The organism is Spirulina subsalsa FACHB-351, assembly GCF_026130165.1.
Lineage (GTDB): Bacteria > Cyanobacteriota > Cyanobacteriia > Cyanobacteriales > Spirulinaceae > Spirulina_A > Spirulina_A subsalsa_A.
Genome location: NZ_JAIHOM010000001.1, coordinates 37,435 through 63,056, shown reverse-complemented (window position 1 = coordinate 63,056; position 25,622 = coordinate 37,435). Strand labels below are relative to the sequence as shown.

Here is a 25,622-nt window from a genome sequence, read left to right as displayed (position 1 = left end):
TCTTAAAAACCTAACTCTCCAATTCCTCACTCTGTACCTCTTCCACTAAGTCCTGTAAGGCTTGGTGACGGGAACGACGGGAACGACGGCGGTATTTTTTACTCTCTAAGCGGGGTTCATAAACCCGTTCCCCGGAGCCCTTAATTTTCAACTTGAGGGCTTCTTCTTCGTCGGGGCGCTGTTGGCGTAATTCTTGACGGGCGATCGCCTCTTCCAGAAATTTGAGATAATGGTCATATCGTTCCCAGTCCCCCCGGACTTGACAGTTCGGCTCATCCCGATGCAAACAGTCACTAAACTGACAAGCCCCTTGTCCCAAAGCCTCTCGCGCCTCTGGGAAAGCATAGACTAACTCCGTAGGATCACAATCTAAATCCGGTTTATTAAATCCCGGACTATCGGCCAGTAATCCCCCCATCGGTAACTCGAATAACTCGACATGGCGCGTAGTGTGGCGGCCCCGTTGTAGTTTCCCGGACACTTCCCCCACCCGTAAGGTAGCATCGGGAATTAGTTGATTAATTAAACTCGATTTCCCCACCCCAGAAGGCCCCGCAATGACCGTAATTTTGCCCGCTAATTGCCCTAAAACCCGGTCTAACCCCTTCCGTTGCTCAACACTAATCAAAAGGGGGTTATAGCCCCATTGTTGTAGCCTTTCCTGCCAGGCGGCTTGTTCCGAAGGGCTGACTAAATCCAACTTATTCAAACATAAACAGGGGCTGAGTTCTGTTAACTCAGCCTTAATTAAAAAACGGCTTAATTGCCAAGGGTCGAGGGGAGGTTCTGCGAGGGAAAAAACTAATAAAATTTGCTCGGCATTGGCTACGGGAGGGCGTTCTAAAAGGGTTTGACGGGGGAGGATTTCGGCGATCGCACCCCGTCGGTCTACCTCATCGATTTCCTCCACCATCACGCGATCGCCCACCATGACCTTCTGACCCAATTTCTTCAAACGCGATCGCCGGGTACACAACACACTTTCCCCACCCCCCAACAAACGCACCTGATAAAAATTCGCCTGTACCGCCACCACCGTCCCTTGGGGTACATCCTCCCCCCCTTCCCCCCTCCCCGGTATCATACCGACTCAGGACGACAGACCTGCAAGGCGAAAAACTCCCCTCGGTCCTCAATGGCCGCCAAGTGATACCCCTCCATCACCAAACTATCCGGCACCTGTTCAATCGGTTCCCCCCCATCTAACCACACCTCCAACCATTCCCCCCTCGGCATCTGCTCCAAACGCAACTTAGTCCGCACAAAATTAATCGGACAGGGCGTTCCCCGCAAATCCAACTTTGTAGCAATCTCTTCGGTAATTTTCGCTCCAATTGACTCGTTCATCATCCCCGGAACATCTTCCCTAGAAACCCTTCCAATCCGCCCTTTCCGGTACTTTCACCCTTCAAGTGCGCCAACTGCTCCAATAACTCCCGCTCCTCTTGAGTGATTCGCGTGGGAATATCCACCTTCACCGTAATCAAATGATCCCCCCGACTCACCGCATTCCCCAAACGAGGTACTCCCCGATCTTCCAACTTAATCACCGTATTCGGTTGGGTCCCCGCCGGAATCGTCATTTCCACATCACCATCCACCGTATTCACCAACAACTTACAGCCTAAAATTGCCTGTAAATAACTCACCGTAATTTCCGAGAGGATATTCACCCCATCCCGTTGGAATTCCGCATCCTCTTCCACAAATAAATACACATACAAATCTCCCGCCGCACCGCCCCGGGACCCGGCATCCCCTTCCCGAGCGACCCGTAAGCGCGTCCCATTGTCCACACCGGGGGGAATAGTAATCTTTAACTTCTTCGTTTCCTGCTTACGACCCGCCCCACCACAGGCCTCACATTTCTCCTCAATGACTTGTCCTTCCCCGTTACAAGTCGGACAAACAGACACCTGAGCAAAACTCCCAAAGGGTGTGCGCGTTGCCCGTCTCACCTGACCCGTCCCGTTACAAGTCGGACAAGTCCGCGCCCCCGTCCCCGGTTTTGCCCCCGTGCCGTTACAAACATTACAAGTCTCTAAATGGGGAATGCGGATTTCCTTCTCACCGCCAAAAATGGCCTCGCGAAACTCCAATTTCAAATCAAGGCGTAGGTCATCCCCTCGCACGGGTCCACTGCGGCGGCGGGTGCTAGTGGTGCCGCCCATACCCCCAAACCCACTAAAAATTGTCTCGAAAATATCAGCGAAACCGCCCATGTCGCCGAAGTCTGACCCATACCCTGCACCCGCGCCAGAAGCCACTCCCGCTTCTCCAAAGCGATCATATCTCGCCCGCATTTCCGGATCCGAGAGAACCTCATGGGCGCGATTGACCTCCTTAAAACGGTCTTCCGCCCCCGGTTCTTTATTGACATCGGGGTGGTATTTGCGAGCTAAACGGCGATAAGCCCGTTTAATTTCATCTTGTGAGGCATCACGCGAGATACCGAGAGTTTCGTAGTAGTCGCCTGCCATAGAGCGGTGATAGTTTGGGTAAATAGTCCTTACCCAGTGTATCAAAAATCGGGTCAGGATTGGTTGAGTCTCAGGACAGAGAAACCCACAGCAACTCAAAGGGTTATGCTATGGGTTTTTCAGATACTTTATGCTGAGGCTTTTTTGAGCCGGGGACAGGAATTTCTGGGAGCAACTCCCAGAAGCTTAATCAACAGGTTCATAATCCACAGCAACGGTTTCGTCCTCATCATCAAAATCAAAACTAAACTCGTCTTCTTCCTCCTCGGGTTCCGATTCCGGGTCAACCGTTGTCGCTTGTTCCGAGAAGGGGGGCGGATTATCTGCTACTGCCTCAAACTCCTCACTAACCCCTTGATTAGCGCGGTTATATAGATCCGTCCCCACCGCTAACACGGCCTGTTTAAATTCTTCTAAACAAACTTTAACGGTTTCTACGGTGGCTTTGGGATCCGCAAAGGCCACATCTAAGGCCTTACGTTTTCGTTCCGCTTGAACTTTCAAATCTTCCCGAATTAGGGCTGCATTGTCCTTCAGGGTGGAGTCATGGGTATAAGCGATACTATCGGCTTGGTTGCGCAGTTCCACCAGTTCCATTCGCCGACGGTCTTGTTCTGCATACTGTTCTGCTTCTTGGCGCATCCGCTCCACTTCTGTAGAACTTAATCCTCCGGTGTTGGTAATGCGGATGCTTTGTTCTTTTCCGGTGGCCTTATCTTGGGCTGAAACCCGGAGAATCCCGTTCACATCAATCTCAAAGCTCACCTCAATTTGCGGCACCCCCCGAGGGGCGGGTAAAATCCCAGTTAGCAGGAATTTCCCCAGGCTTTTGTTATCCCGTGCCATTGCCCGTTCCCCTTGGAGAACGTGGATTTCTACGGAGGTTTGGCCGTCAATGGCGGTGGAGAAGATTTGAGATTTGCTGGTGGGAATGGTGGTGTTCCGTTCAATAATTTTGGTGAACACTTCCCCTAGGGTTTCAATCCCCAAGGAGAGGGGAGTCACATCCAATAACAGCAGGTCTTCTACTTCACCGCCCAAGATACCCCCTTGAATGGCAGCACCCAAAGCTACCGCTTCATCAGGGTTAACAGAACGGTCGGGTTCTTTACCTTTGAAGAATTTCTTGATGGCATTGGCGACGGCTGGAATGCGGGTAGATCCCCCGACTAACAAAATCCGGTCAATGTCATCAACGGTGAGATCACAATCTTTTAAGGATTGATTAACCGGGAGAACTGTGCCTTCAATGAGGTGGGTCGCTAATTCCTCGAATTTAGAACGGGTGAGTTCGGTTTCGAGGTGTTTGGGGCCGGTTTCGTCGGCGGTGATGAAGGGCAGGTTAATGGAGGTTGTCCCCATGCTGGAGAGTTCGATTTTGGCTTTTTCGGCGGCTTCCCGTAGCCGTTGTAAGGCCATTTTATCGCTGGCTAAATCTACGCCTTCCTGTTCTTTGAAGTTTTCGATCATCCAACGGACAATCACGTTGTCGAAGTCGTCGCCCCCCAGGTGGTTGTTGCCGGAGGTAGATTTAACTTCAAATACACCGTCGCCGAGTTGTAGGACGGATACATCAAAGGTTCCACCGCCTAAGTCGAAGACCAGAATATGCTGATCTTGGTCTTGTTTGTCTAACCCGTAGGCGAGGGCGGCGGCGGTGGGTTCGTTGATAATGCGTAGCACTTCTAATCCCGCGATGGTTCCCCCGTCTTTGGTGGCTTGGCGCTGGGCATCGGTGAAGTAGGCGGGAACGGTGATCACCGCTTGGGTCACGGGTTCTCCCAGAAATTTTTCCGCGTCGGCTTTTAATTTCTGGAGAATCATGGCGGAGATTTCTTGGGGGGTGAAGTTTTTACCCCGGATGGCTACATCCACGGTATCATCCCGACCGCGCACACAGTTGTAGGGGACTCGCGATCGCTCTTCTACGGTGTCGTCCCAACGCCGACCAATAAAGCGCTTGATACTATAGACGGTGTTTTCCGCATTGGTGACAGCCTGACGTTTAGCTAATTGCCCAACTAAGCGTTCTCCTGATTTGCCAAAGCCCACCATACTGGGGGTTGTCCGCCCACCTTCTGTATTTTGAATAACGAGCGGCTTTCCACCTTCTAAGACAGCAACGCAACTATTGGTTGTCCCAAGGTCAATACCGATGACTTTTCCCATAGCACTTCGGCTCTAAATATTTGTGCAGTAGACTGATAAAAATGGGGAATAAAGCGATGAAATATTAAGTTCACTCAAAGACTGATCAAGTCAAGGAATGAGTAAACTGTTGATGACTAGACATTTCACAGAGTTTGTTATCTAGAGTGTAAGGGGTTAGACTTTTTTTCACCTTGTTCTCAATGAATTTTTCCTTCACTTACTTCTCTAGATTGGTTTTGAGCCTTCACGGATTTTTATTCCCCAATATTCGGGCTAACAGCAGAGGCTGTGAACCCTATTCGCTATTGACATACCTCCTCGTCCTGAAGGAGCGAGGATTCCTTGACGCTTCACAGCAATGTGCTACCGAAGTAGTCTTACCCTCGCTCTGCGTCCGTTTAGAGTCTCCCCATGCCCTGTGGCGACTATGTTTCATTGTACTCAAGCTAAAAGCTTGTTGTCTTCAGAGATATTGAGTGGTTTCAAGATCCCTAGGATTTTAACACAAGCCCTAGAAGGCTTCCTAGAAAATGCCCTAGAATCTGGATGTTACTCCGAGGGGGGAATTGATTTATTCCCCTTCCCCTTCTTCTGGGGGGGCTTCTTCTTCTGAAACCATCGGGGGTTCTGGGGCGGCGGCGACTTTAACCATCGCGTGCCGCAAAACCCTATCATGGAGAAGATACCCACGAACTAGCTGCTCCATAACAGCCCCTTCTGGATATTCTTCCGTGGGTTGTCGTAACATGGCCTCATGGAAGTTGGGGTCAAATTCCTGACCTTCGGGGCGCATGGCTGACACTCCAATCCGTTTGAGTCCATCAACTAGGTTTTTGTAGACGCTTTGATAACTCTTGTGGATGACCATTTCTGCTTCGGTGGCGGGTTTGATTTGCGATCGCGCTCGCTCAAAGTTATCCACCACGGGCAAAAGCTCGGTAATAGTATTCCGTTTAACGTGATACTCCTGTTCTTCTTTTTCTTTTTGAGTGCGCTTACGGAAGTTATCAAAGTCGGCGGCGATTCTCAAAGATTGGGCTTTATAGGTTTCGAGTTGTCTCCCCTGTTCCGCGAGTTGTTGACGCAGGGACTCGACTTCTAACTGAAGCGCTTCGATAATTTGGGCTTGTTCACTAGAAACAGCATGAGTTTCCGGTGCAATATTAGGCTCTTCTCCTTGGGGGGTGACAGTTTCCCCTTCTGGGGTAGGAGTTGCTTCACCCGTGGCCTGCTCATCTAAGCGGGTTTCGGAGTCTAAGGACTCTGAGTTATTAATCTCTGCTCCCTCATCAGGCTGATCTATATTCACTTCTGGCTGCTTTTGCTCGTCCATCATAACGTCTTATATCTACCTCGAACACGCAGTACAGCATACCTGCACTCACGCCGTGAAGAATGACACTCATTCCCTTCCCCTATCATACCCCCTCTCTTTGAGGGATGTATCAGCTTTTTTTCACCCAACGAGGTCAGGAGCATTAGTGACCAGTTAAGCATAAATGTCCTCTTGTGTTGATTCTCCTGGGCAATTGGGTTCTGTCGGCTAGAATGAGAGTAAGCCTGTAGGTTGGGCTAGGGCAACCTAACCCACCCCCCCCTTTTTTCCTGACTTAACTCTATGGGTTGTTTACATTTGCCCCACTGTTCTTAAAGATTGGATAAATTTGCCCGGATTACTCTAGACAGTCCGTAATTCGGTTGTTTAACGTAGAAGATAAGAAGAGAAGGTTTGAACAACCGGATTCTGTTTAGGGAAAAGAAGGCTGGATCAATTACCGAAAAGGGCTAGGAGAACAAATGAACAACTTATCTACTCTGATCAAAAATACTGCAATTTCTGCTGGCGTTGCGATCGCCGCATCTACATTCTTCGCCGCAACCCCGGCTGATGCCTTTACCATGAAATTTGACCCCAGTTTTGGTACAACCAGTGACTACACAGGGTCTTTAGGTGAATTAAAATTCGACTTCGTGGACAGTGGGAACGGTGGGGTCAGCATCTTAATGACCGTTGCCAATACCACCCCTTCTGACATTGGCTCCACCTTAGTCGGTTGGACTTTCGACACATTGGACTGGATGGACAGTCTTGCTTGGAGTTATGACAATATGGGGACAGACTTCACCCTCGTTTTTGAAGACCCCAGCTATCAACCCTTCGGGACTTTTGACTTTGGGGTGCGCAGTGAAGGCGGCAACAACCGCAGTTTTAGTGGTGGTAAACCGACGGCTGGTTTGAGAGAAGGTGAATCTGCTCAAGTAGCTTTTACCTTTAGTAACGTCGGGAAAAGTGCCAGTGAATTAGAATCCCTGTTTGCCAGCGCTTATGAAAGTGGTCAACTCCGCGCCGCCGCTCGTTTCCAACAGGTTGGCGTGAATGGAGAAGAAAGCGACAAGGTGTTAGCGGGCTATTTCCAAGAAACTATTCCCCCCGAACCTCCCTCTGTTTCTGTTCCTGAACCCACCGTTACCCTCGGTCTAGGAATGTTCGCCCTCGGTGCTTTAGGGGCTGGTCGCAAAAACCGTAAGTCTGAGTGCTAATTCTCCCTCAACGGTAGTCAATCTTTTCACCCAACATCAGGAATCCAGAAGAAGGAGTATGAGGATAGCTCATGCTCCTTTTGGTTTCTTTAGGGGTTGAAAGGGCGTGGATTCTGAGCGGATGTTAGGATGGGGGGCCGGGGGGCGCTGAAGCGCAACTACGAACGAACTACGAATGAAGGAGTTAGAGGCGAGTTAACAGGTGGTGGAAATCTTGGACTATTTTGGCCTCGTTTTCAGGGGTGAGTGGGGGAACATGAACAAACAACCCCACACTAGAAGACTGGGTGCGGTGTAAATACTCTAAAACGTGAAAATATAACCCCTCACAGACGAATTTTCCCGCATCATGACTAATCGTTGTGGCAGCTAATGGGGCAATGAGAACCTCTAGGGGGAGGGATGTGGAAAATTGTGTAGTTCCCCAACAGGCACGGGATTCTACAGTCAGACCTTGCCGTGACTCAGCCATCCCACAACACACCACACCATAGGGTTGATATTGTTCTATAGCCTTCTGGACTTGTTGACTGGCCTGGTCAGTATCGACCGGGAGATGTCGGAGATAGAGTAACTCTAGGTTGTGGGGGGGATGCTCTTGGATTTTCTGCAATAAGTCATCCGAGGAGTTAGACCGTTGATGGGGCAACCAAGTTTGAAAGGATGTGAGGAGAATTTGACGCGCCATGACCGAGGAAGGAGAGATGATAATTGATCATTGATTCTCGAAAATTCCCCCCCAAAATTTGATAGCCTAGACTAATAGCTTTGGGAGCGGAAAAATAGAGTGGACATTCAAATTGGTCGAGGGAAAACGGCTCGACGTGCTTATGGTATTGATGAAATTGCCCTCGTGCCGGGGCAACGCACCCTAGATCCGATTCTAGCGGATACTCGTGTTACTATTGGCGGGATTGAGCGAGAGATTCCGATTCTGGCCAGTGCGATGGATGGGGTGGTGGATGTGAAAATGGCCGCCCTCCTGACGGAGTTGGGAGCAATGGGAGTTTTGAACCTCGAAGGGATTCAAACTCGTTACGCCGACCCTAACCCGATTTTAGACCGCATCGCTTCGGTGGGAAAAGAGGAGTTTGTGGGTTTAATGCAGGAGCTCTATGCAGAACCGATTAAACCCGAACTGATTCAACAACGGATTCAGGAGATTAAGGCGCAAGGGGGTATTGCGGCGGTGAGTTTAACTCCGGCTGGAGCCGCACAGTATGGTTCTGTTGTCAGTGCGGCCGGGGCGGATTTACTCTTTATTCAAGCTACTGTTGTTTCAACAGCCCACCTTTCTCCGGATTCGGTGACTCCCTTGGATTTAGTGCAGTTTTGCCAAGAAATGCCCATGCCTGTTGTGTTGGGGAATTGTGTCACCTATGATGTGGCCTTGAACCTAATGAAGGCAGGGGCGGCGGCTGTTTTGGTGGGCATTGGCCCGGGGGCGGCTTGTACTTCCCGAGGGGTGTTAGGAGTGGGGGTTCCCCAAGCGACGGCGGTGGCTGACTGTGCGGCGGCGCGGGATGCTTTCGCCCAAGAAACGGGACGCTATGTGCCTGTGATTGCCGATGGGGGGATTGTGACTGGGGGTGATGTTTGTAAATGTATTGCCTGTGGCGCTGATGCGGTGATGATTGGTTCTCCTATTGCCCGGGCGGCTGAGGCTCCTGGACGCGGGTATCACTGGGGGATGGCGACACCTAGCCCGGTTTTGCCTCGGGGAACTCGGATTAAGGTGGGGACGACGGGAACTTTAGCCCAAATCCTGACGGGTCCGGCGAAGTTGGATGATGGTACCCACAATTTGCTGGGAGCGTTGAAAACCAGTATGGGAACCTTGGGGGCGAAGGATATTCGGGAAATGCAGCAGGTGGAGGTGGTGATTGCGCCTTCTCTGTTGACGGAAGGTAAGGTGTATCAAAAGGCTCAACAGTTGGGGATGGGTAAGTGAAGGATTGACCCAAGAATCACGCTGATGGTGTAGGCTTTTCGTGACCTTGATCCGAAGATTGGCCTGACTTTGATGGGAGGCTTTTAGGGTGCAGACCCCGGTTCTGCAAGTTAAAAGCCCCCTCCCGAGGCCGACCTATGCCTTCGGCAAGCCATGCCCAAGGTTACAGCGCGGGGCAACAGTCGGAAAAGCTAAAGTTCCCAACTCACGATAGAATGTCGCCGGAAATTGAACTGCTGTTGTGTTGTCTTCGCACCCCTACCCTGCCACAGGCTGAGGGGAGAGTGGCCGAGTTACTCCAAGCTTCTTTGAATTGGGATGTCCTGTTAGCGTTGGCTCAGTGGCATCGGGTGACACCGTTGTTCTATTGGCATCTCAAGCAGGGGGGAGGATGGGAGAAATTGGGGGATGAGGTGCGATCGCATTTAAGCGGGCGATTTCAGCAAAACTTGCAAAATAATTTCCTGCTGACTACGATTTTATTGAAGGTGATGCGGCAGTTTCAGGCGCAGGATGTCCGGGCTATTCCCTTTAAGGGGGTGGTTTTAGCGGGACAAGTGTACGGGAATTTGGGGCTGCGACAGGTGAGCGATATTGATATTTTGGTCGAAAAATCTGAGGTGGCGATCGCCCAGAAATTGCTCCAAGACGCGGGGTTTTTTCCCGCACAGGTTCTCACCCCTCCTCAGCAAGTATTACGCCTTAAATCGAATTATGAGGACGTTTGGCTGCATCCTGAGAGTGAAACCCCCCTCGATTTACATTGGAATTTATTGCCGCCGTTTTTCCCTTGTCAAATTTCGGTGGCTGAGTTGATTAGTCGCAGTCAACCCTATGTTTTGGGCAAAAACCGTTTACCCAGTTTAGACCCAGTGGATTTGTTGCTGGTGTTGTGTGTCAATGGGTCTAAGGATGGTTGGTTGGAATTACAGCGCCTGTGTGATGTGTTCTACTGTCTGAAAAAGTATCCCCAGTTAGATGGGGAGGAGTTGCTCCAACGAGCAGCCAGCTATGATTGTTTACGGATGGTGTTATTGGGTTTATCCCTGACCCAGTTATTGTTCCAGCATCCTCTGCCTGTTGGGATAAAAGAGGCCATTGAGGGCGATCGCATGATTCCTACCCTCACTCAAACCATTTACCAGCGATTCCTCACCCCCACCCCTCCCCAACTCAGTTTATTAGAGCGCGCCTATTTTCCCCTACAACTCCAACCGGGATGGCAAAAGAAACTAGCTTATTGTGCCAAGTTGGTGCTTCCCATTAATGAGCGGGATTTAGAATCTATTCATCTACCCCAATTTCTCTTTCCCCTCTACTATCCCTTGCGTTTACTACGCTTAATTGCTAAACACACTCGCGATTTAAAGCGCCATTTTTTCTAGTCAAATCAGGACAAAATTGACCTAGGGTTTGTGGGTCGAGAGTCATCCCACACCAAAACATTTTGGGTTGTGCATAGTGTTTACGGTGTGGGGCTTCTCTCGACCGACATTTAAGCTAAAAACTGGGTTGGTGACGAATTAAACTGAGGAACTCCTCACGGGTTTTTTGATCGCTCTGGAACACTCCCACCATTGCACTGGTGACAGTCCAAGATCCCGGTTTTTGTACTCCGCGCATCACCATACACATATGACTCGCTTCCATGACTACAGCCACCCCTTGAGGATCTAAAACTTCTTGAATCGCTTCAGCGACTTGGCGAGTTAACCGTTCTTGGACTTGTAAACGACGAGCATACATTTCCACAATGCGCGCCAATTTACTTAAACCCACTACCTTCTGATTGGGGATATAAGCAACGTGAATTTTGCCCATGAAGGGTAACATATGATGTTCACATAAACTGAACACATCAATATCCCGCACTAAAACCATTTCGTTGTGTCCTTCGTCAAAAATTGCCCCATTGACGATGGTTTCTAGGGATTGGGTATATCCTTGGGTTAAAAACTGCATGGCCTCAGCCACCCGTTTGGGGGTTTTGAGCAACCCTTCTCGTTCAGGATCTTCTCCGACCCCTTCGAGAATTTTTTTCACGGCCTCCATCATTTCGGCTTTGGCTTCTTCTGTCACCGGACGAGGTTCAGCATTTTGGCCGTTGTGTGTGGATCGATCCGGACGACTCACGATTCCGGATGGGGAATTCACAGGGAGGACTCCGTTGCTGCTTACAGGGAGAGTTGAACTGTTGGAACCATTTGCGGCAGTAATTGTCATAACAGAATTAGGAAAGAAAATCCTTTATATTGGAGAGGACAAGGTGAGGAAAGATTCCTCGAACAAACACAGTAAGAGTTTCACTCCTGCACAACCGAGGGGTTGAACCCAGAGGATTGGGGAGTGGTGCTGAGGTGCGATCGCCTTGGCTAGGACTCCTCACGGCTTTAGGATCGGGAGTCATAACCAAACAATCTCCCCCCTGCGGAGACATTCGGTTCTTCGGATGACCCATTGAGTTTAGGGAATTGGATCAAACCAGCGCGCTATAGCCATCTACTCCTTGCCCTCGGGGACGAATTCAGGGGATAGAAGTTCACGGGCTTGGAAGAGAGTGCCGTTTATACATCACAGGCGTGATCCGAATTAGAGTTAAACTCTCGGGTCGTGCCAAGTGATGAACATTAAAAAAATGCTCAAAATTAAACTGAATGTAAATAAATTGTTACATTACACAGTATACCATCTCTGTTCCGCGTCTTAGGCATTCTAGGGGAGTAGATTCCAAATTAGACCGCTTCGAGTTTCTCCCCCCCTCGTACCTTGACAAAATTCACAGCTTCCCTATTCCCTAGGGCTTGCTGAATAACTCGGGGAGTCGGGAGCAGGGGAGCAGGGGAGCAGGGGAGCAGGGGAGCAGGGGAGCAGGGGAGCAGGGGAGCAGGGGAGCAGGGGAGCAATTATCAATTATGAATTATCAATTCCCTTGTTAAGTTCCCCACTCTCGCCGCTTATCCAATAACATGGGCGGGGCGGCAATGAGGCGATCGCGACCTTGAGCCTTAGCCCGGTACAATGCTTGGTCCGCCACCGTGATCAAGATTTTTGGTTGTTCTTGGAGGGTAGGAATCAAAGAGGCCACCCCGAGGCTTAAACTCACATAGGGACTAACTTGGGACTCCTGATGGGGAAGTTGTAGGGCTTTAACCTGCGATCGCATCCACTCCGCCACCTTCAGCGCCCCCTCCAGAGGCGTATTGGGCAAAATCGCCACAAATTCCTCCCCCCCGTAACGGGCCACCAAATCCCCCGGACGGTTGACACTGGCCGCTAAAGCCCCAGCCACCTGTTGAAGGCACAGATCCCCCGCCTGATGCCCATAATGGTCGTTATAGCGTTTGAAATAGTCCACATCGCACAAAATCAAAGACAAGGGCTGCCTTTCCCGCGCCATCCGTCGCCATTCATCCCCTAGAGTTTGATCAAAGCGGCGACGGTTAGGGATTTGAGTCAAACCATCTATCGAAGCCATCCGTTCCAAAGCCGCTAAAGCCTGTTGACGTTCTGTAATATCAACCCCCACAAAAAAAGCCGCTTGATTATTGTTGTATTTTTGCCCCACAATAAGATAGGATCGAGACTCACCCCTTATAATTGAGGTAATTTCCTGAAAAGCCTCTCGCTCAGAACCCTCAAAAAACTGGCAAATAAACTTGTAGAACTCAGACCCCGTTCCCATAAAGCCAATGTCGCGATTTATAAAGTCTTCAGGGGTTAGGTTGAACATTTGAGCGAGGTTGCGGTTGACCCCTAAATAACGCAAATCTGAACTCACCCACGATACAATCCCCGGCACTGCCCCTAAAATGGCCTCTAGTTGGTCTTTCGCCGTGCGTAGCTCCTCCTCCGCTTTAGCCCGTTCTGTGGCTTCGGCTAAAAGCTGTTCCGTCAGGCTCAACAGAGCCGCGTTTTTCGTCTCGATTTTCTGTAATAAATCCCACTTGCTGTCCTGAGTTCCCACCGCCCCCGTTGGAGATATCTGTTCTGGTGAACTGTCCGTTTCCTCAGCCAGTTGGCGCTCTAGTTCTAAAACCCGTTGGCGATGATATTGGAGCTCCTGGAGCAGTTGGGCATTCATAGCAGTTTCGGGATACAAGAAAATAGGGAATTCTCAGTAACTGAGAGTTCAGACGGATTACCCCCTGTTTTGAGCCTTGCTTTATCCCTAATTTACCCTTTCTGCTCTTTTCTTGCCCCTATTCTGGGTCAGATAGGCAGCGCCAGAGAAAATTTCGTGACGAATCTCTTAATAAATGTTACAATACTTAACATAAATGTAAAGTAATTGGCATCTGCGCAACAGTTGTTTGGGAAAGGCAGATTCTAAACTTGCTCGTAAACGTGCGGAAACTTAACTCTATGTTGCGGAGGAATGATATAATGAAAGTTTTTGAGTTTATGCCAGCCCCTCGATCAATCCGGTTAGATTATCCTGACCCCCTCGATACAATCTGCATTTTAGCCGTCTGCGGTTAACCTGTGGTTCACGTCTCTGGGAATGTGTTCTCCCCTTAGACCCTCTCTCCTAGCTTAATCATTCTTCAACAAATTTCTTTAAGAAAACGGGGACAGGTCGAAGCCTGAACCCATTGGTTAAAATCTCTAGTCCCATTGTCGATCATGAAAACTGCTCTAGATCCCGTCCGTACCTACTTAAAAGAAATCGGTCGCGTGCCGCTCCTCACCCACGAGCAAGAGATTGTCTTAGCCAAACAAGTGCAAGCGGGGATTGCCTTGCAGAACTTGAAAGAGGAGTTAGAACAAAACCGTGAGCAACCCCTGACCCTCAGTGAGTGGGCCAAGGCCGCCCAATTGAGCGAGGCCGAACTTCAGCGCACCTTGACGCTGGGAGATGTGGCGAAACGGAAAATGGTGGAAGCCAACTTGCGTTTAGTGGTGTCTGTAGCCAAGAAGTATATTAAGCGCAATCTGGATCTGTTGGATTTAATCCAAGAGGGCACCATTGGAATGCAGCGCGGGGTGGAAAAATTCGACCCGACCAAAGGGTATCGCTTCTCCACCTATGCCTACTGGTGGATTCGTCAGGCCATCACCCGGGCGATCGCCGAAAAAAGCCGTACTATTCGCCTGCCCATTCACATCACCGAAAAACTGAACAAAATCAAGAAAACCCAGCGCCAACTGTCCCAAGAATTAGGACGGGCGGCCACCATTGGCGAACTGAGCGAAGCCTTGGACTTAGAACCCAAACAAGTGCGCGAGTACCTGGAACGGTCCCGCCATCCCCTGTCCTTAGATTTGCGCGTGGGGGATAACCAAGACACCGAACTCGGGGATCTCTTAGAAGATACCGGAGCCTCACCGGAAGATTTCGCCACCCATTCCGCCCTGCAAGTGGATCTGGAGAAACTGATGGGGGATCTCACCCCCCAACAGCGTGAAGTCTTGACCTTGCGCTATGGTCTGCGGGATGGACAGCCTCTGACCTTGGCTAAAATTGGAACTCACTTGAACATTAGTCGGGAGAGAGTCCGGCAACTGGAACGAGAGGCCTTGAACAAGTTGCGCAAGCGCAAAGGCTCAGTTCAAGAGTACCTAGCGAGTTAAAGCCAAGTTCCCCCCTGAGTTTTCAGGGGGGAACTTGTGTTTTGCTCTTGCAGAAGACTTATCTTAGGGTCTGCTGAATAACTCGGGAAGTCGGGAGTCGGAAATAATTCTCAATTCCCTATCCCCTATTCCCTATTCCCTTGTTAGGTCTAGCGTTCTGTTGGCAAAGCCTTCCGAAGGAAAGGAAACGGTTTTTCCAACAAGCCCTAACTGCCCCCAATGCGAGCCACATCACGGGCATTCTCTTCAAAAGCAGCACTCAGGGCATCATCGCCACTTAAGCCCGCTTGGAGAGCCTTCTGGATGGCTTGTAGCACCCGTTTGTAATCCCGAGGCATGACCTTCACGAACTTGGGTCGCATTTCCTCCCAATTGTCTAAAACCTGTTGCGCTTTCCGACTTTGGGTATATTTAGCGTGGTTTTGGATCATCTGGTGGATTTCGGTGATCTCTTCGGGATCTTCGAGGGATTCTAAGTCCGACATCTCCGTATTACAACGGCTGGCAAAATCCCCGGTTTCATCTAGGACGTAGGCAATCCCGCCACTCATCCCCGCGCCGAAGTTGCGCCCGGTGCTACCGAGGACGATCACTTTTCCGCCTGTCATGTACTCACAGGCATGATCTCCCACGGCTTCGACTACTGTCCGGACTCCCGAGTTCCGCACACAGAAGCGTTCCCCGGCGACTCCACCAATGTAGGCCTCGCCTCCGGTGGCTCCGTAGAAGGCCACATTGCCAATGATGATGTTCTCTTCAGGAACAAAGCTAGAAACGGCGGGAGCATAAACAATGACTTTACCGCCACTGAGTCCTTTCCCAAAGTAGTCGTTGGCATCCCCTTCTAACTCTAGGGTGACTCCCTTGGGAACAAAGGCCCCAAAGCTTTGACCTGCGCTGCCTTGGAAGTGCAAATGTACCGTATCTTCGGGTAGGCCATCCCAGTGGCGTTTGGTGATTTCGTTGCCCAAAATTGTCCCAACTACCCGATTGGTGTTTTTAATCGGCAGGATGGCCTTGACTTTTTCGCCGTTTTCGATGGCAGGTTTGCACAGATCCAACAGGGTGGTCATGTCCAGAGATTTATCTAAGCCGTGATCTTGGGCCATTTGGCAATAGCGCCCGACTTCGGGGCCGACTTCGGGCTGATAGAGAATCTTAGACAAGTCAATGCCTTTGGCTTTCCAATGGTCTACGGCTTGTTTGGCTTCCAATACATCAGTCCGACCGACCATTTCGTTGATGGTGCGGAAACCGAGTTCTGCCATGATTTCCCGCAATTCTTGGGCGACAAACTTCATGAAGTTAACGGTATATTCGGGATCTCCGATGAAGTTCTTGCGCAGTTCGGGGTTTTGGGTGGCGATACCTGCGGGACAGGTGTTCATGTGGCAAACGCGCATCATGATGCAGCCGAGGGTGACGAGGGGGGCGGTGGAGAAGCCGTATTCTTCGGCTCCGAGGAGGGTGGCGATCGCAATATCTCGCCCGGTTTTCATCTGACCATCGGTTTCTACGGCAATGCGAGAGCGCAGATTATTCAACACTAAGGTCTGATGGGTTTCGGCTAATCCTAACTCCCAAGGTAAGCCCGCGTGTTTAATCGAGGTTTGAGGCGAGGCCCCTGTTCCCCCATCAAACCCGGAAATCAGCACCACATCGGCATGGGCTTTGGCTACGCCGGCCGCAATGGTTCCCACTCCCACCTCTGAGACTAATTTCACACTAATCCGAGCTTCCCGATTGGCATTTTTCAGGTCGTGGATCAGTTCTGCAAGGTCTTCAATGGAGTAGATATCATGGTGGGGCGGTGGTGAAATTAAACCCACACCGGGAGTTGAGTGGCGCACTTTGGCAATCCAAGGATAGACCTTCCGGCCGGGCAATTGTCCCCCTTCACCGGGTTTCGCCCCTTGTGCCATCTTGATTTGAATTTCTTTCGCTTGGGACAGGTACAAACTGGTGACACCAAAACGGCCTGAAGCCACTTGTTTAATGGCGCTATTTTTGGAGTCGCCCCGTTCATTGGTCCAAGTATAGCGTTCTGGGTCTTCGCCCCCTTCCCCGGTGTTAGAACGGCCACCGATGCGGTTCATGGCAATGGCGAGGCTTTCGTGGGCTTCCTTGGAAATTGACCCATAACTCATGGCCCCGGTTTTGAAGCGTTTCATAATCGCTTCAATGGGTTCTACTTCCTCCAAAGGAATGGGGTCCCGGGCTTTGAATTCCAACAGACCGCGCAGGGTGAAATACTGCTTGTTCTGTTCATTAATCAAGACCGCATATTTTTTATACAGTTCGTAGTCCCCGGTTTGCACGGCTTTTTGTAAGCTGTGGATGGCTTCAGGACTTAACAGGTGCGCTTCTCCATCTTTGCGCCATTGATACTCCCCACCCACATCTAAGGTGTGACCATTGGTGGGGCGGTCGGGGAAGGCGTGGCTATGGCGTAAAATGGCCTCCTGGGTAATGACTTCTAAATTTGACCCTTCAATGCGGGAAGCGGTCCAGGAGAAGTATTTATCCACCACGGAATGATCTAAGCCAATGGCCTCGAAAATTTGCGCCCCTCGGTAACTTTGAATGGTGGAAACGCCAATCTTAGAGGCGACTTTGATCACGCCTTTAGTGGCCGCTTTGATGTAGTTTTTACAGGCTTTGTCGTATTCCACATTGACCAGTAAGCCCTCTTGAATCATCTGGTCGATGGTTTCAAAGGCTAAGTAGGGGTTAACGGCACAGCAACCATAGCCGATTAGGGTGGCGTAGTGGTGAACTTCCCGAGGTTCGCCGGACTCTAGGATTAAGCCCACTTGGGTGCGGGTGCCTTCCCGAATCAGGTGATGGTGTAATCCGGCCACGGCTAATAGGGCGGGAATGGGGGCATGATTGGCATCTACGCCCCGGTCGGAGAGAATAATCAGGTTAATGCCGTCTTTAATGGCTTGACTGGCTTGGCTAAAAATCTCTTCCATGCGACCTTCTAGGCCTTGAACCCCGGCTTTGGGGTCAAAGAGAATGGGGAAGGTGATGGATTTAAAGCCGCCCTCGTCTACATATTTTAATTTGGCTAATTCCCCATTGGTGAGAATGGGGGTGGGCAAGCTAATTAAATGACAGCTTTCGGGTTGGGGTTCAAGTAAGTTACGTTCGGCCCCAATGGTTGTCTCGGCGGAGGTAATAATGGCCTCGCGGATGGAGTCAATGGGGGGGTTAGTGACTTGGGCAAAGAGTTGCTGGAAGTAGTCGTAGAGCAACTTGGGACGGTCGGAGAGGACCGCTAGGGGGGTATCGGTGCCCATCGACCCGACGGCTTCCACGCCATCCCGTGCCATGGGGGTCATGAGGATGCGTAACTGCTCAAAGGTGTAGCCGAAGGCGGTCTGCCGTTGGACGAGGGGCAGGGTATCGGTGAGGGGTTGCAGGGTGGGCGCGTCTTTGAGGTCGGCTAGGTTGACCATTTGCTGGTCAATCCACTCCTGATAGGGTTCGGCGCTGGCGATCGCGTGTTTAATCTCTTCATCGGCCACAATGCGCCCTTCGGCCATGTTGACCAGGAACATCCGACCGGGTTGGAGACGACCTTTAAAGGCGACTCGTTCCGGTTCGATGGGTAAGACTCCCGCTTCCGAGGCCATGATGACTAAATCATCTTTGGTGACGTAGTAGCGGGAGGGGCGTAAGCCGTTGCGGTCGAGGACTGCGCCGATCATGGTGCCGTCGGTGAAGGCAATGGAGGCCGGGCCGTCCCAGGGTTCCATTAAGCAGGAGTGGTATTTATAGAAGGCCTTTTTCTCTGGACTCATGGACTCGTGATTGGTCCAAGGTTCAGGAATCATCATCATGACGGCGTGGGGGAGGGAGCGACCGCCTAAAACGAGGAGTTCTAGGGCATTATCAAAGATGGTGGAGTCGCTGCCTTCGAGGTTGATGACGGGTTGAATTTTGTCGAGGTCGTCGCCAAATAGTTCGGATTGGAACAGGGACTGGCGGGCGTGCATCCAGTTAATATTGCCTCGGAGGGTGTTAATCTCGCCGTTGTGGGCAATGTAGCGGTAGGGGTGCGATCGCTCCCAACTGGGGAAGGTGTTCGTGCTAAAGCGGGAATGGACTAAAGCGAGGGCGCTTTCCATGTCGGGGTCATGGAGTTCGGGGTAGTATTCTCCCACTTGGACGGGCATCAACATCCCTTTATAGACCATTGTCCGACAGGAGAGACTGGCGGGGTACCAACAAGGATCTAGACCTGTTGCCCGGATTTCGTGCGATCGCTTGCGGATAATATACAATTTGCGCTCAAAGGCCAGATCATCCCCCAGGTTCGCCGCCCGTTGGATAAAGACCTGTTCCATAAACGGCTCACTTTTTTGGGCCGTCGCTCCCAAGGGACTGTCATCGGTCGGCACATCTCGCCACCCTAACACCTGTTGTCCTTCCTCAGCCACAATCTGCTCGAAGCGCTGACGGCTTTGTTGCCGTTGTTGGGGGTCCCGGGAACTATAAATCATCCCCACCCCGTACTGTCCGGGTTCAGGTAGGTTAATATTTTCGACCGCGGCCACTTTTTTCAGAAACTTGTGTGGCACTTGCATCAATATCCCAGCACCGTCGCCCGTATTCGGTTCACAGCCACAGGCGCCTCGGTGGTCTAGATTGAGCAATATAGTTAAGGCTTGTTCGATAATTTCATGTGATTTCTTCCCCAACTTATGAACAATAAAACCAACACCACAAGCGTCATGCTCGAACTGTGGCTCGTATAATCCTTGTTTAGACGGCAGCTTGTTGCTGTTCATTGATGCTTCTCTATAACAATTACGGTTCCGTGCGTTTTCAGCCTGAATCTAGAAGGCGGGAAGCTTTTAAGCCTAGATTCCTACACTTCAACGTTGTTTGATTTTTGATCAACCTTTTGGGTTCGGGGCGAGTTCTTAAGGAAATTTTAGACTCATCTTTACAACTTGTTAGGGTTTGAGCCTCTTTGGGGGGGGAGTATTTTGACTGGGGGGCAGAATCCTTAGCTGGGGTCTATCCTCTGTCAGGTAAGGGTTTGTGCGCCTTAAGACTCAAGGAATTTACCCGAATGCCCCCAAACCTTATCGTTTTGTTAACTGACATCCCTCAGAGGATGACATAGAATGAAATTGTCGTTAAAATGTAGTTAAAGTTACAGAAATAACGCACTGGCTTTAAACTGTATTATCCTTTACCATCGGAGATTGGAATTATGATGATTAACAAACAGGCTCGATTATTGAATGCTCGCAAGCGTGAACGCGACAACAACCGTCATCGTCAAATCTCTACCTTGATTCGCTCTGCTTCTGGTTTAGAAAATACTAACGATAGTGAAATGCGCTAGAGTTTAACGCTTTGTTCTCTTGAGTGCTAATCATCACCAGCTTGCAACAAGAAATAAGGTGTTCAGTTCTTAAGCGGTAGGATTTTAAGAGTCCTGCCGCTTTCTGCGTCGGCGTGTCTTGGAAAGATATTAGCTGCATTTTATGGCGACTTAAATCACCGTCTGGCAGGTAATCTGCACCTTTCCCCTCTAGATCGTTAACTCCCTTGTACCTCTACTTTAACTTTCACCCCAAACTCTTCCTCAAATACATCTTTTTTATACTCTAAATTCCACTTTTCTAACCCACAATCATCCCCAGAAATACGGGGGGTCAGATATAAAATCAGTTCCTTATGGTGAGGGTAATAGTCACAGTCAATGGCGGCGACTCCTCCGATTTGGCGACGGTCACAGGCTACGGCAAGGCGTAAAATAGCACTCAGTTGATCAACAAGGTGGCGATAGTGTTTGTTGGGTAAATTTTGATAGTTTTCGTGCTTTTTCTTGGGTTTATTTTTTCGGTGATACCGGGCAATATTAGCAATCACTTCTATTTCGGTTTCAGTAAAGCCTAATAACTCGGCATGGCGAATCAAATAATAGGAGTGTTTATGGTGGGCAGAATGACTAATATAAAGCCCACTATTATGGAGCATTCCGGCCGCCCATAAAAGTTCTCGTTCTTCTTCGTTCCAGTAGTGGAGTTTGTCGTGGAGTTGGTCGAATAAACTGAGGGCAAATTGTGCCACGCGCTCACTATAGTCCATTTTGACTTTGTATTTGCGGGCAATTTTATAAACACTGCGTTCTCGTACTTCACTTTGAAAATGGAGGCGATCGCTAATTAAACCATGAGACAGCATCCAATCCACGATCATCCCTTCCCTTAAAGCCCGTTCACAGAGGATAATTTCCTCGAGATCCAACATCTCCATGGCTTCCGTCAGAATCACCGCCCCCGCTACAATAATCTCAGCGCGTCTTTCAGACATTCCGGGGAGCTTCAGGCGATCGCTATAATCGGAACTGGCAAGGGTCTGAGTCAGGTCTAGCAAGGTTTCCCGGCTAATGCAATATCCCTGAATAGGATTAGGGGGATTCCCTGTCGTCATTTTGGCGTGGAGGGTGGCCAAGGTTTCAATGGTGCCGGAAGTCCCCACTAAACGGGCAACTTCCCCCGCTTGTAGCCCCTTTTGAATCTGTTCGACGGGGCGCTCTAACATCCCCCGCACATAGGCCCGTAAATAGGTTAACTCCTCCTGACTAATAGGATCCGTGGTGATAAACTCATGGGTTAAACGCACCGCCCCCACCTTGGTACTACTGAGAAAACGGGCTTCTTGGCGATCGCACAAAACCAACTCCGTGGACCCGCCCCCAATATCAATAATCACATGGGGCGCTTCCTCAAACTCCATCCCCGACAAGACCCCTAAATAAATTCGTCTCGCCTCCTCCTGCCCCGAAATCAGGTCGATTTGTAACCCTAACTCCTTATCCACCCGTTTAATAAACTCACTCCCATTGGGGGCCTCTCGCACCGCACTGGTGGCCGCTGCAACAATATATTGCGCCCCAAAACTGGTCGCCAAGCTTTGACAGCGTGCCAGAGTCGTCATAGCTCGTTCCACAGCCTCCGGGGTGAGATCCCCCGTCTTGGGGTCAGAATCCCCCAAACGCACCGTATCCTTTTCCCGCGCAATAATCGTAAACGCTGGAAGATGGGGATCAATGCGTACCACCACCATATGAATCGAGTTCGTCCCAATATCAATCGCCGCTAGGCGAACTTCTTCAGTAATTTGCAGGTCAGGGGAACGGTCTGCCGTAGGCCAAGGTGCAATGGGATCAAGCATAGGTTTTGTTGTCTCTCAATATCTGCATGGGGGTTCAGGAGAATCCACCCCACAGGAAACAGCTAGGGTTTCTCCTTCTTAGTTTCCCCTAGATCGGGTCGATTTCCGAGAGAACTTAACAAAATTTGCCCAAGAAAAGCGGGCAATCTGCCCGCTTTAGCATGAATGGGGGGATCAAGTCAGGGTCTAGCCCACAAATTCTAAACGAGGTTCAGAAACACCTTGAGATTCAGTCCCTTTCAGATACGCTAACATGGTGTCTGCATCAGAGGTTTCAAAGGGGTCGGTGGGGCAGTTGTCAGAGTAACCGGGTTCGGCAAACAGTTTTTCAATCTTGCCGTCGTTCACTAGCATAGAGTAGCGCCAAGAACGCATCCCGAAACCGAGATTCGCTTTGTCTACTAACATCCCCATTTTGCGGGTGAATTCCCCGTTCCCATCGGGCAGTAAGAACACATTTTTCGCGCCGATTTGTTTGCCCCACTGGAACATCACAAAAGCATCGTTCACAGATACGCAGATAATTTGATCGACCCCTTGGGCTTTGAATTCTTCGTATAATTCTTCATAACGGGGCAGGTGGTTAGAGGAGCAGGTAGGGGTAAAGGCTCCAGGAAGAGAGAATACAACTACTTTTTTGCCGCCGAAGATATCTTGAGTGGTTTTGTCTTCCCAACGGTAGGGATTCGGACCCGGCACGGACTCATCCCGCACGCGGGTTTTAAATACTACATCAGGCACTCTTTCAATTGCAGCCATAGATAACCTCTCAATATGTAATCAGTGTTTGAACCGTTTGGTTTGAACTGTTTGGTTTGAACTGTTTGATTTGAACTGTTTGAACCAATTGCTAGGGAATTGCAAGGGGTTCACGGGGTTGTTCTGTTCTGTATCTCAGAATAATTCTGATTTAAGAATCTGTCAATAGTCATAATTGCTTAATTTATAAATTTTTTCTAAAAGAGAACTATTCTGAGATAGGACTGCTAACATAGAACAATCAAGCAGCCTGTAATGGGCAAGAAATCATGACTCGCTAAGGGGCAGTGAGTTGTGAAGCGGTCGAGTTGGTGAAATCCTTTAAATTTCGTAAAATCCTTGAGCGAAGGAGTGTTGATTTTCGTGCTTTATCGTTGAGTCGGAGTGAGGTGGTATGGAGCAGCGAGCGGATCAAATCGTTAAAACCATGAAAACGAAGGGCTTACGGGTGACACCCCAGCGATTTGCCGTTTATGCCAATTTGCTGGAACGCAAGGATCACCCAACGGCTGAACAAATTTTGCAGGATTTAAACCAAGAAGCACCGAGGTCTTCTCAAGCAACGGTGTATAGTTCTCTACAGGCTTTGTGTCAGGTCAATTTAGTTAAGGCGGTGTTATTGGAGGAGGGGGTTTGTCGTTATGATGCCAATATTAACCGTCATCACCATTTTCGCTGTAAGTGTTGTGGCAAGATTGAGGATATTCCTTGGGAACAGTTACCAGAAATGACCTTTGAGCAACTCCGCCCGGGTTTACAGGTGGAGGGGTATGAGGTGACGGTGCATGGGATATGCGATCGCTGTGAAGAGTAATCACGCACAACAGCCAGACCTCAACTGACCAGTTACTCCACTGTCTAGTATGTACCCACAAGGTGAAATCATCTCACCTCAAAAAAGATCCAGATTGACCCCAGCCCCGAGTTAAAGGAGTTTGCCCTGTTTCACTGGAAACTGAAGCACCTCATCACTGGGAGTGGGAGTGGGGGGAGTAGGGGGGGTTTGGCTTCTCTGAGGTTTCAATAAATGCACGGCCATCGCATAGGGAAGCCCGGGGGAATTGGAGGGCAGGGGGGAAGGGTGGGAACGTAAGGGACAAGAGGGGGGAAGGCTGCCAATTTGTTTGAGGCGATCGCGCAATCCCCTTAAATGTTGTTGAGTGTCCTTGGGGAGGTGAGGTTTCGGTAACTCAGAATTCGGCCAAGAGGGGATATCATGACAGGGACAAGTATTAGGAGGCATTCCCCGTAATTTTGCGGGAACAGGCATATCACAACGAGCGCAAAGGATGAGATCCCAAGCGGGGGACAATAAGGCCTCAATCGTGGTATCTGTACCATCTAAGTAGCAATCCCGACCCTCCACAGCTAAAATCTGTTGCCAACACTGCTCAAATTCGGGAGAATAGCGATCGCCCTGCACAATAGACTGAGGCTGCATGACTTGTCCATTGTGGAAATGAACCGATTTCCCCAGTAATAACCAATGAGCGAGATATTGTTTAACGTGGTCAACAGAAGCCATAAGAAGTAAAGGTAAAGGTTTCGTGCGCTCTCTGTTTCGATCCTACTCTGATTTTTTGTGAACTCCCATTAAATTAAGCTTGAATCACGAGAAAGACCCTTAAACCGGCCCACTCCCTTATCCCATAGCCGGGATTTTCTAGCCCATTTTAGGTTACTTCTTCCCCTCTTGCTTCCCCCACCCTCACCTCATGAGAAGCGTTTTTTCTCGCTGATCCTCCCTAAACGTCCTCTGCGTAACCTAAGCCTTGATTTCCCTTGACCTAGGGTAGAATACTGCTAAAAATGCCTGAATCTTGCCCTAAAACCCGTGGGGATCAAAAATAACTGCAACAGTTTCAAACAATACTTCACACATCACTAGAGAAAACCGAAAGTATTCGTAAGAAATTATAAAGATTTTTAAAGTGATTCCTCACACAGTAAACAGAGAGACGTTGTAGGGTACGGAAGAATAACTGTAATGCTGACGCACTATCCCTCAACAGTAAACAGTACGACACCGGGAAACTATAGCGTTTCCAAATCATTGATCAACTCTCAGAGGAGTTTATCATAATACTTCAAGCTCCTTGTAACCCTTGTATACTGTTCCCCGTTCCCTTTGCTTTCTCTTGTGGATTACAAAACTCAAATGGGAACGCAATATACCCTAAGAGAGATTAAAAAACAGTCTTAACGATGACAGGCAACCATCCCTTGACAAAGGATGTATTATGCTTGTAGTATGGTATTGTTGAAACTAGCAAGCTCGGCTGCTGGCGTATTCTTGTACACATCCTTACACACAACTTAATAATCCCAGAACAACTCAATAATGATAGGTAGGTGAAAATCATGTCTACCAAAGTGTTGAACATCATCGAACAGATGAAAACCTTAACCTTAGTGGAAGCGGCTGAGTTATTCCGGGAAATTGAACACCATTTTGGTGTAGAAGCTTCTCCCTTAACAGTGAAATTTGGTTCTCCGGGGATGACTGAAAAAATGTCTGCTCGGGAAATTTATACCTCGGAAATGTCTACTCAGGAAATAATGATTAACGGGATAGCATCTCCCGCGATTTATAACTCTGCACAAGCAGTTGATGTCATTTTAGAGTTTATTCCGCCCAACCGAAAAACCGCCATCACTAAAGTGGTTTGGAATGTAACAGGAGTGGGGTTTAAACAAGCTAAATTGATGGTTAAAAAACCTCCGGTTGTCTTAAAAGAGTCCATTCCCTCCCATGATGCCATGAATATTAAAAAATATCTGGAATCATTTGGGGCGAAAGTCTCTCTGCAATGAGCTAAGACTAGGTTATTTTTGGCTCAGGTTGCCGGATTGAATAACGCGAACAACCCACACCAACCAAGCACAGGTATGGTGTGGGCTTTCTGCTTCAGCTTGTAGCATCTTAAGAGGCAGTTAGTTAATGTTGATTTTAGTTAATGATGATTAAC

General features: G+C 49.6%; 19 protein-coding genes. 7 read left to right on the top strand and 12 right to left on the bottom strand.

From position 1 onward, the window contains the following. Positions 1–10: 10 nt before the first annotated feature. From rsgA to grpE, 5 genes are all read right to left on the bottom strand, one after another. On the bottom strand, positions 11–1,084 hold the full coding sequence (gene rsgA, locus K4A83_RS00265) for a small ribosomal subunit biogenesis GTPase RsgA (protein ID WP_265262362.1): 1,074 nt from the start codon (positions 1,082–1,084) through the stop codon (positions 11–13). After that, a complete protein-coding gene (locus K4A83_RS00260; protein ID WP_407809764.1) occupies positions 1,081–1,347 on the bottom strand; it encodes a sulfurtransferase TusA family protein in 267 nt (88 codons plus the stop codon). Before K4A83_RS00260 ends, rsgA begins: the two co-directional genes overlap by 4 nt. Next, positions 1,347–2,480: a molecular chaperone DnaJ gene (gene dnaJ / locus K4A83_RS00255; protein ID WP_265262360.1), complete on the bottom strand. Its 1,134-nt coding sequence runs from the start codon at positions 2,478–2,480 to the stop codon at positions 1,347–1,349. Before dnaJ ends, K4A83_RS00260 begins: the two co-directional genes overlap by 1 nt. Before the next feature lie 186 nt (positions 2,481–2,666). Next, positions 2,667–4,649 (bottom strand): molecular chaperone DnaK, encoded by a 1,983-nt coding sequence (gene dnaK / locus K4A83_RS00250; protein WP_265262359.1) that lies wholly within the window; start codon positions 4,647–4,649, stop codon positions 2,667–2,669. 553 nt (positions 4,650–5,202) lie between these two features. Then, on the bottom strand, positions 5,203–5,967 hold the full coding sequence (grpE, locus tag K4A83_RS00245) for a nucleotide exchange factor GrpE (protein ID WP_265262358.1): 765 nt from the start codon (positions 5,965–5,967) through the stop codon (positions 5,203–5,205). Between the two features lie 461 nt (positions 5,968–6,428). Here grpE and K4A83_RS00240 point away from each other — a divergent pair, with 461 nt between their 5' ends. Then, positions 6,429–7,172 (top strand): PEP-CTERM sorting domain-containing protein, encoded by a 744-nt coding sequence (locus K4A83_RS00240; protein ID WP_265262357.1) that lies wholly within the window; start codon positions 6,429–6,431, stop codon positions 7,170–7,172. A 184-nt stretch (positions 7,173–7,356) separates the two neighbouring features. On the opposite strand, the gene K4A83_RS00235 is transcribed toward K4A83_RS00240, so the two are convergent. Next, positions 7,357–7,860 (bottom strand): C15 family peptidase, encoded by a 504-nt coding sequence (locus K4A83_RS00235; protein ID WP_265262356.1) that lies wholly within the window; start codon positions 7,858–7,860, stop codon positions 7,357–7,359. Positions 7,861–7,959: 99 nt separating this feature from the next. On the opposite strand from K4A83_RS00235, the gene K4A83_RS00230 reads away from it, so the two are divergent. Further along, positions 7,960–9,123, top strand: coding sequence for a GuaB3 family IMP dehydrogenase-related protein (locus tag K4A83_RS00230; protein ID WP_265262355.1), 1,164 nt, complete (start codon positions 7,960–7,962; stop codon positions 9,121–9,123). 137 nt (positions 9,124–9,260) lie between these two features. Beyond that, positions 9,261–10,508, top strand: coding sequence for a nucleotidyltransferase domain-containing protein (locus tag K4A83_RS00225; protein WP_265262354.1), 1,248 nt, complete (start codon positions 9,261–9,263; stop codon positions 10,506–10,508). A 115-nt stretch (positions 10,509–10,623) separates the two neighbouring features. On the opposite strand, the gene folE is transcribed toward K4A83_RS00225, so the two are convergent. Continuing rightward, a complete protein-coding gene (folE, locus tag K4A83_RS00220) occupies positions 10,624–11,346 on the bottom strand; it encodes a GTP cyclohydrolase I FolE (protein ID WP_407809761.1) in 723 nt (240 codons plus the stop codon). Positions 11,347–12,055: 709 nt separating this feature from the next. Continuing rightward, positions 12,056–13,204, bottom strand: a complete 1,149-nt coding sequence (locus K4A83_RS00215; RefSeq protein WP_265262353.1) for a diguanylate cyclase domain-containing protein — start codon at positions 13,202–13,204, stop codon at positions 12,056–12,058. Positions 13,205–13,746: 542 nt separating this feature from the next. Between K4A83_RS00215 and K4A83_RS00210 the strand changes: the two genes are divergently transcribed. Then, the gene (locus K4A83_RS00210; protein WP_265262352.1) at positions 13,747–14,694 is read left to right on the top strand and encodes an RNA polymerase sigma factor, RpoD/SigA family; all 948 of its coding nucleotides are present in this window, start codon (positions 13,747–13,749) and stop codon (positions 14,692–14,694) included. A 206-nt stretch (positions 14,695–14,900) separates the two neighbouring features. Here K4A83_RS00210 and gltB read toward each other — a convergent pair whose 3' ends face one another. Further along, positions 14,901–19,490, bottom strand: a complete 4,590-nt coding sequence (gltB, locus tag K4A83_RS00205; RefSeq protein ID WP_265262351.1) for a glutamate synthase large subunit — start codon at positions 19,488–19,490, stop codon at positions 14,901–14,903. 431 nt (positions 19,491–19,921) lie between these two features. Between gltB and K4A83_RS00200 the strand changes: the two genes are divergently transcribed. Further along, a complete protein-coding gene (locus K4A83_RS00200; RefSeq protein WP_265262350.1) occupies positions 19,922–20,056 on the top strand; it encodes a hypothetical protein in 135 nt (44 codons plus the stop codon). A 197-nt stretch (positions 20,057–20,253) separates the two neighbouring features. Here the strand turns inward: K4A83_RS00200 and K4A83_RS00195 are convergent, their stop codons facing one another. Further along, positions 20,254–21,894 carry a Ppx/GppA phosphatase family protein gene (locus K4A83_RS00195; RefSeq protein ID WP_265262349.1) on the bottom strand — a complete coding sequence of 547 codons (1,641 nt, stop codon included), beginning with the start codon at positions 21,892–21,894 and terminating at the stop codon, positions 20,254–20,256. A 186-nt stretch (positions 21,895–22,080) separates the two neighbouring features. Beyond that, positions 22,081–22,653 carry a peroxiredoxin gene (locus tag K4A83_RS00190; RefSeq protein ID WP_265262348.1) on the bottom strand — a complete coding sequence of 191 codons (573 nt, stop codon included), beginning with the start codon at positions 22,651–22,653 and terminating at the stop codon, positions 22,081–22,083. 394 nt (positions 22,654–23,047) lie between these two features. Here K4A83_RS00190 and K4A83_RS00185 point away from each other — a divergent pair, with 394 nt between their 5' ends. Beyond that, positions 23,048–23,467, top strand: a complete 420-nt coding sequence (locus K4A83_RS00185) for a Fur family transcriptional regulator (RefSeq protein ID WP_265262347.1) — start codon at positions 23,048–23,050, stop codon at positions 23,465–23,467. Between the two features lie 111 nt (positions 23,468–23,578). Here the strand turns inward: K4A83_RS00185 and K4A83_RS00180 are convergent, their stop codons facing one another. Next, positions 23,579–24,178, bottom strand: a complete 600-nt coding sequence (locus K4A83_RS00180; RefSeq protein ID WP_265262346.1) for a hypothetical protein — start codon at positions 24,176–24,178, stop codon at positions 23,579–23,581. 836 nt (positions 24,179–25,014) lie between these two features. Between K4A83_RS00180 and K4A83_RS00175 the strand changes: the two genes are divergently transcribed. Further along, the gene (locus tag K4A83_RS00175; RefSeq protein WP_265262345.1) at positions 25,015–25,467 is read left to right on the top strand and encodes a ribosomal protein L7/L12; all 453 of its coding nucleotides are present in this window, start codon (positions 25,015–25,017) and stop codon (positions 25,465–25,467) included. The last annotated feature ends 155 nt before the right edge of the window (positions 25,468–25,622 follow it).

Coding starts and splice junctions, on each gene's coding strand:
- dnaJ (WP_265262360.1), bottom strand. CDS start 2,480: ATGGCAGGCGACTACTACGAAACTCTCGGTATCTCGCGTGATGCCTCA.
- K4A83_RS00185 (WP_265262347.1), top strand. CDS start 23,048: ATGGAGCAGCGAGCGGATCAAATCGTTAAAACCATGAAAACGAAGGGC.
- rsgA (WP_265262362.1), bottom strand. CDS start 1,084: ATGATACCGGGGAGGGGGGAAGGGGGGGAGGATGTACCCCAAGGGACG.
- K4A83_RS00200 (WP_265262350.1), top strand. CDS start 19,922: ATGATGATTAACAAACAGGCTCGATTATTGAATGCTCGCAAGCGTGAA.
- K4A83_RS00225 (WP_265262354.1), top strand. CDS start 9,261: ATGCCTTCGGCAAGCCATGCCCAAGGTTACAGCGCGGGGCAACAGTCG.
- gltB (WP_265262351.1), bottom strand. CDS start 19,490: ATGAACAGCAACAAGCTGCCGTCTAAACAAGGATTATACGAGCCACAG.
- K4A83_RS00235 (WP_265262356.1), bottom strand. CDS start 7,860: ATGGCGCGTCAAATTCTCCTCACATCCTTTCAAACTTGGTTGCCCCAT.
- K4A83_RS00240 (WP_265262357.1), top strand. CDS start 6,429: ATGAACAACTTATCTACTCTGATCAAAAATACTGCAATTTCTGCTGGC.
- K4A83_RS00190 (WP_265262348.1), bottom strand. CDS start 22,653: ATGGCTGCAATTGAAAGAGTGCCTGATGTAGTATTTAAAACCCGCGTG.
- dnaK (WP_265262359.1), bottom strand. CDS start 4,649: ATGGGAAAAGTCATCGGTATTGACCTTGGGACAACCAATAGTTGCGTT.
- folE (WP_407809761.1), bottom strand. CDS start 11,346: ATGACAATTACTGCCGCAAATGGTTCCAACAGTTCAACTCTCCCTGTA.
- grpE (WP_265262358.1), bottom strand. CDS start 5,967: ATGATGGACGAGCAAAAGCAGCCAGAAGTGAATATAGATCAGCCTGAT.
- K4A83_RS00215 (WP_265262353.1), bottom strand. CDS start 13,204: ATGAATGCCCAACTGCTCCAGGAGCTCCAATATCATCGCCAACGGGTT.
- K4A83_RS00260 (WP_407809764.1), bottom strand. CDS start 1,347: ATGAACGAGTCAATTGGAGCGAAAATTACCGAAGAGATTGCTACAAAG.
- K4A83_RS00210 (WP_265262352.1), top strand. CDS start 13,747: ATGAAAACTGCTCTAGATCCCGTCCGTACCTACTTAAAAGAAATCGGT.
- K4A83_RS00175 (WP_265262345.1), top strand. CDS start 25,015: ATGTCTACCAAAGTGTTGAACATCATCGAACAGATGAAAACCTTAACC.
- K4A83_RS00180 (WP_265262346.1), bottom strand. CDS start 24,178: ATGGCTTCTGTTGACCACGTTAAACAATATCTCGCTCATTGGTTATTA.
- K4A83_RS00195 (WP_265262349.1), bottom strand. CDS start 21,894: ATGCTTGATCCCATTGCACCTTGGCCTACGGCAGACCGTTCCCCTGAC.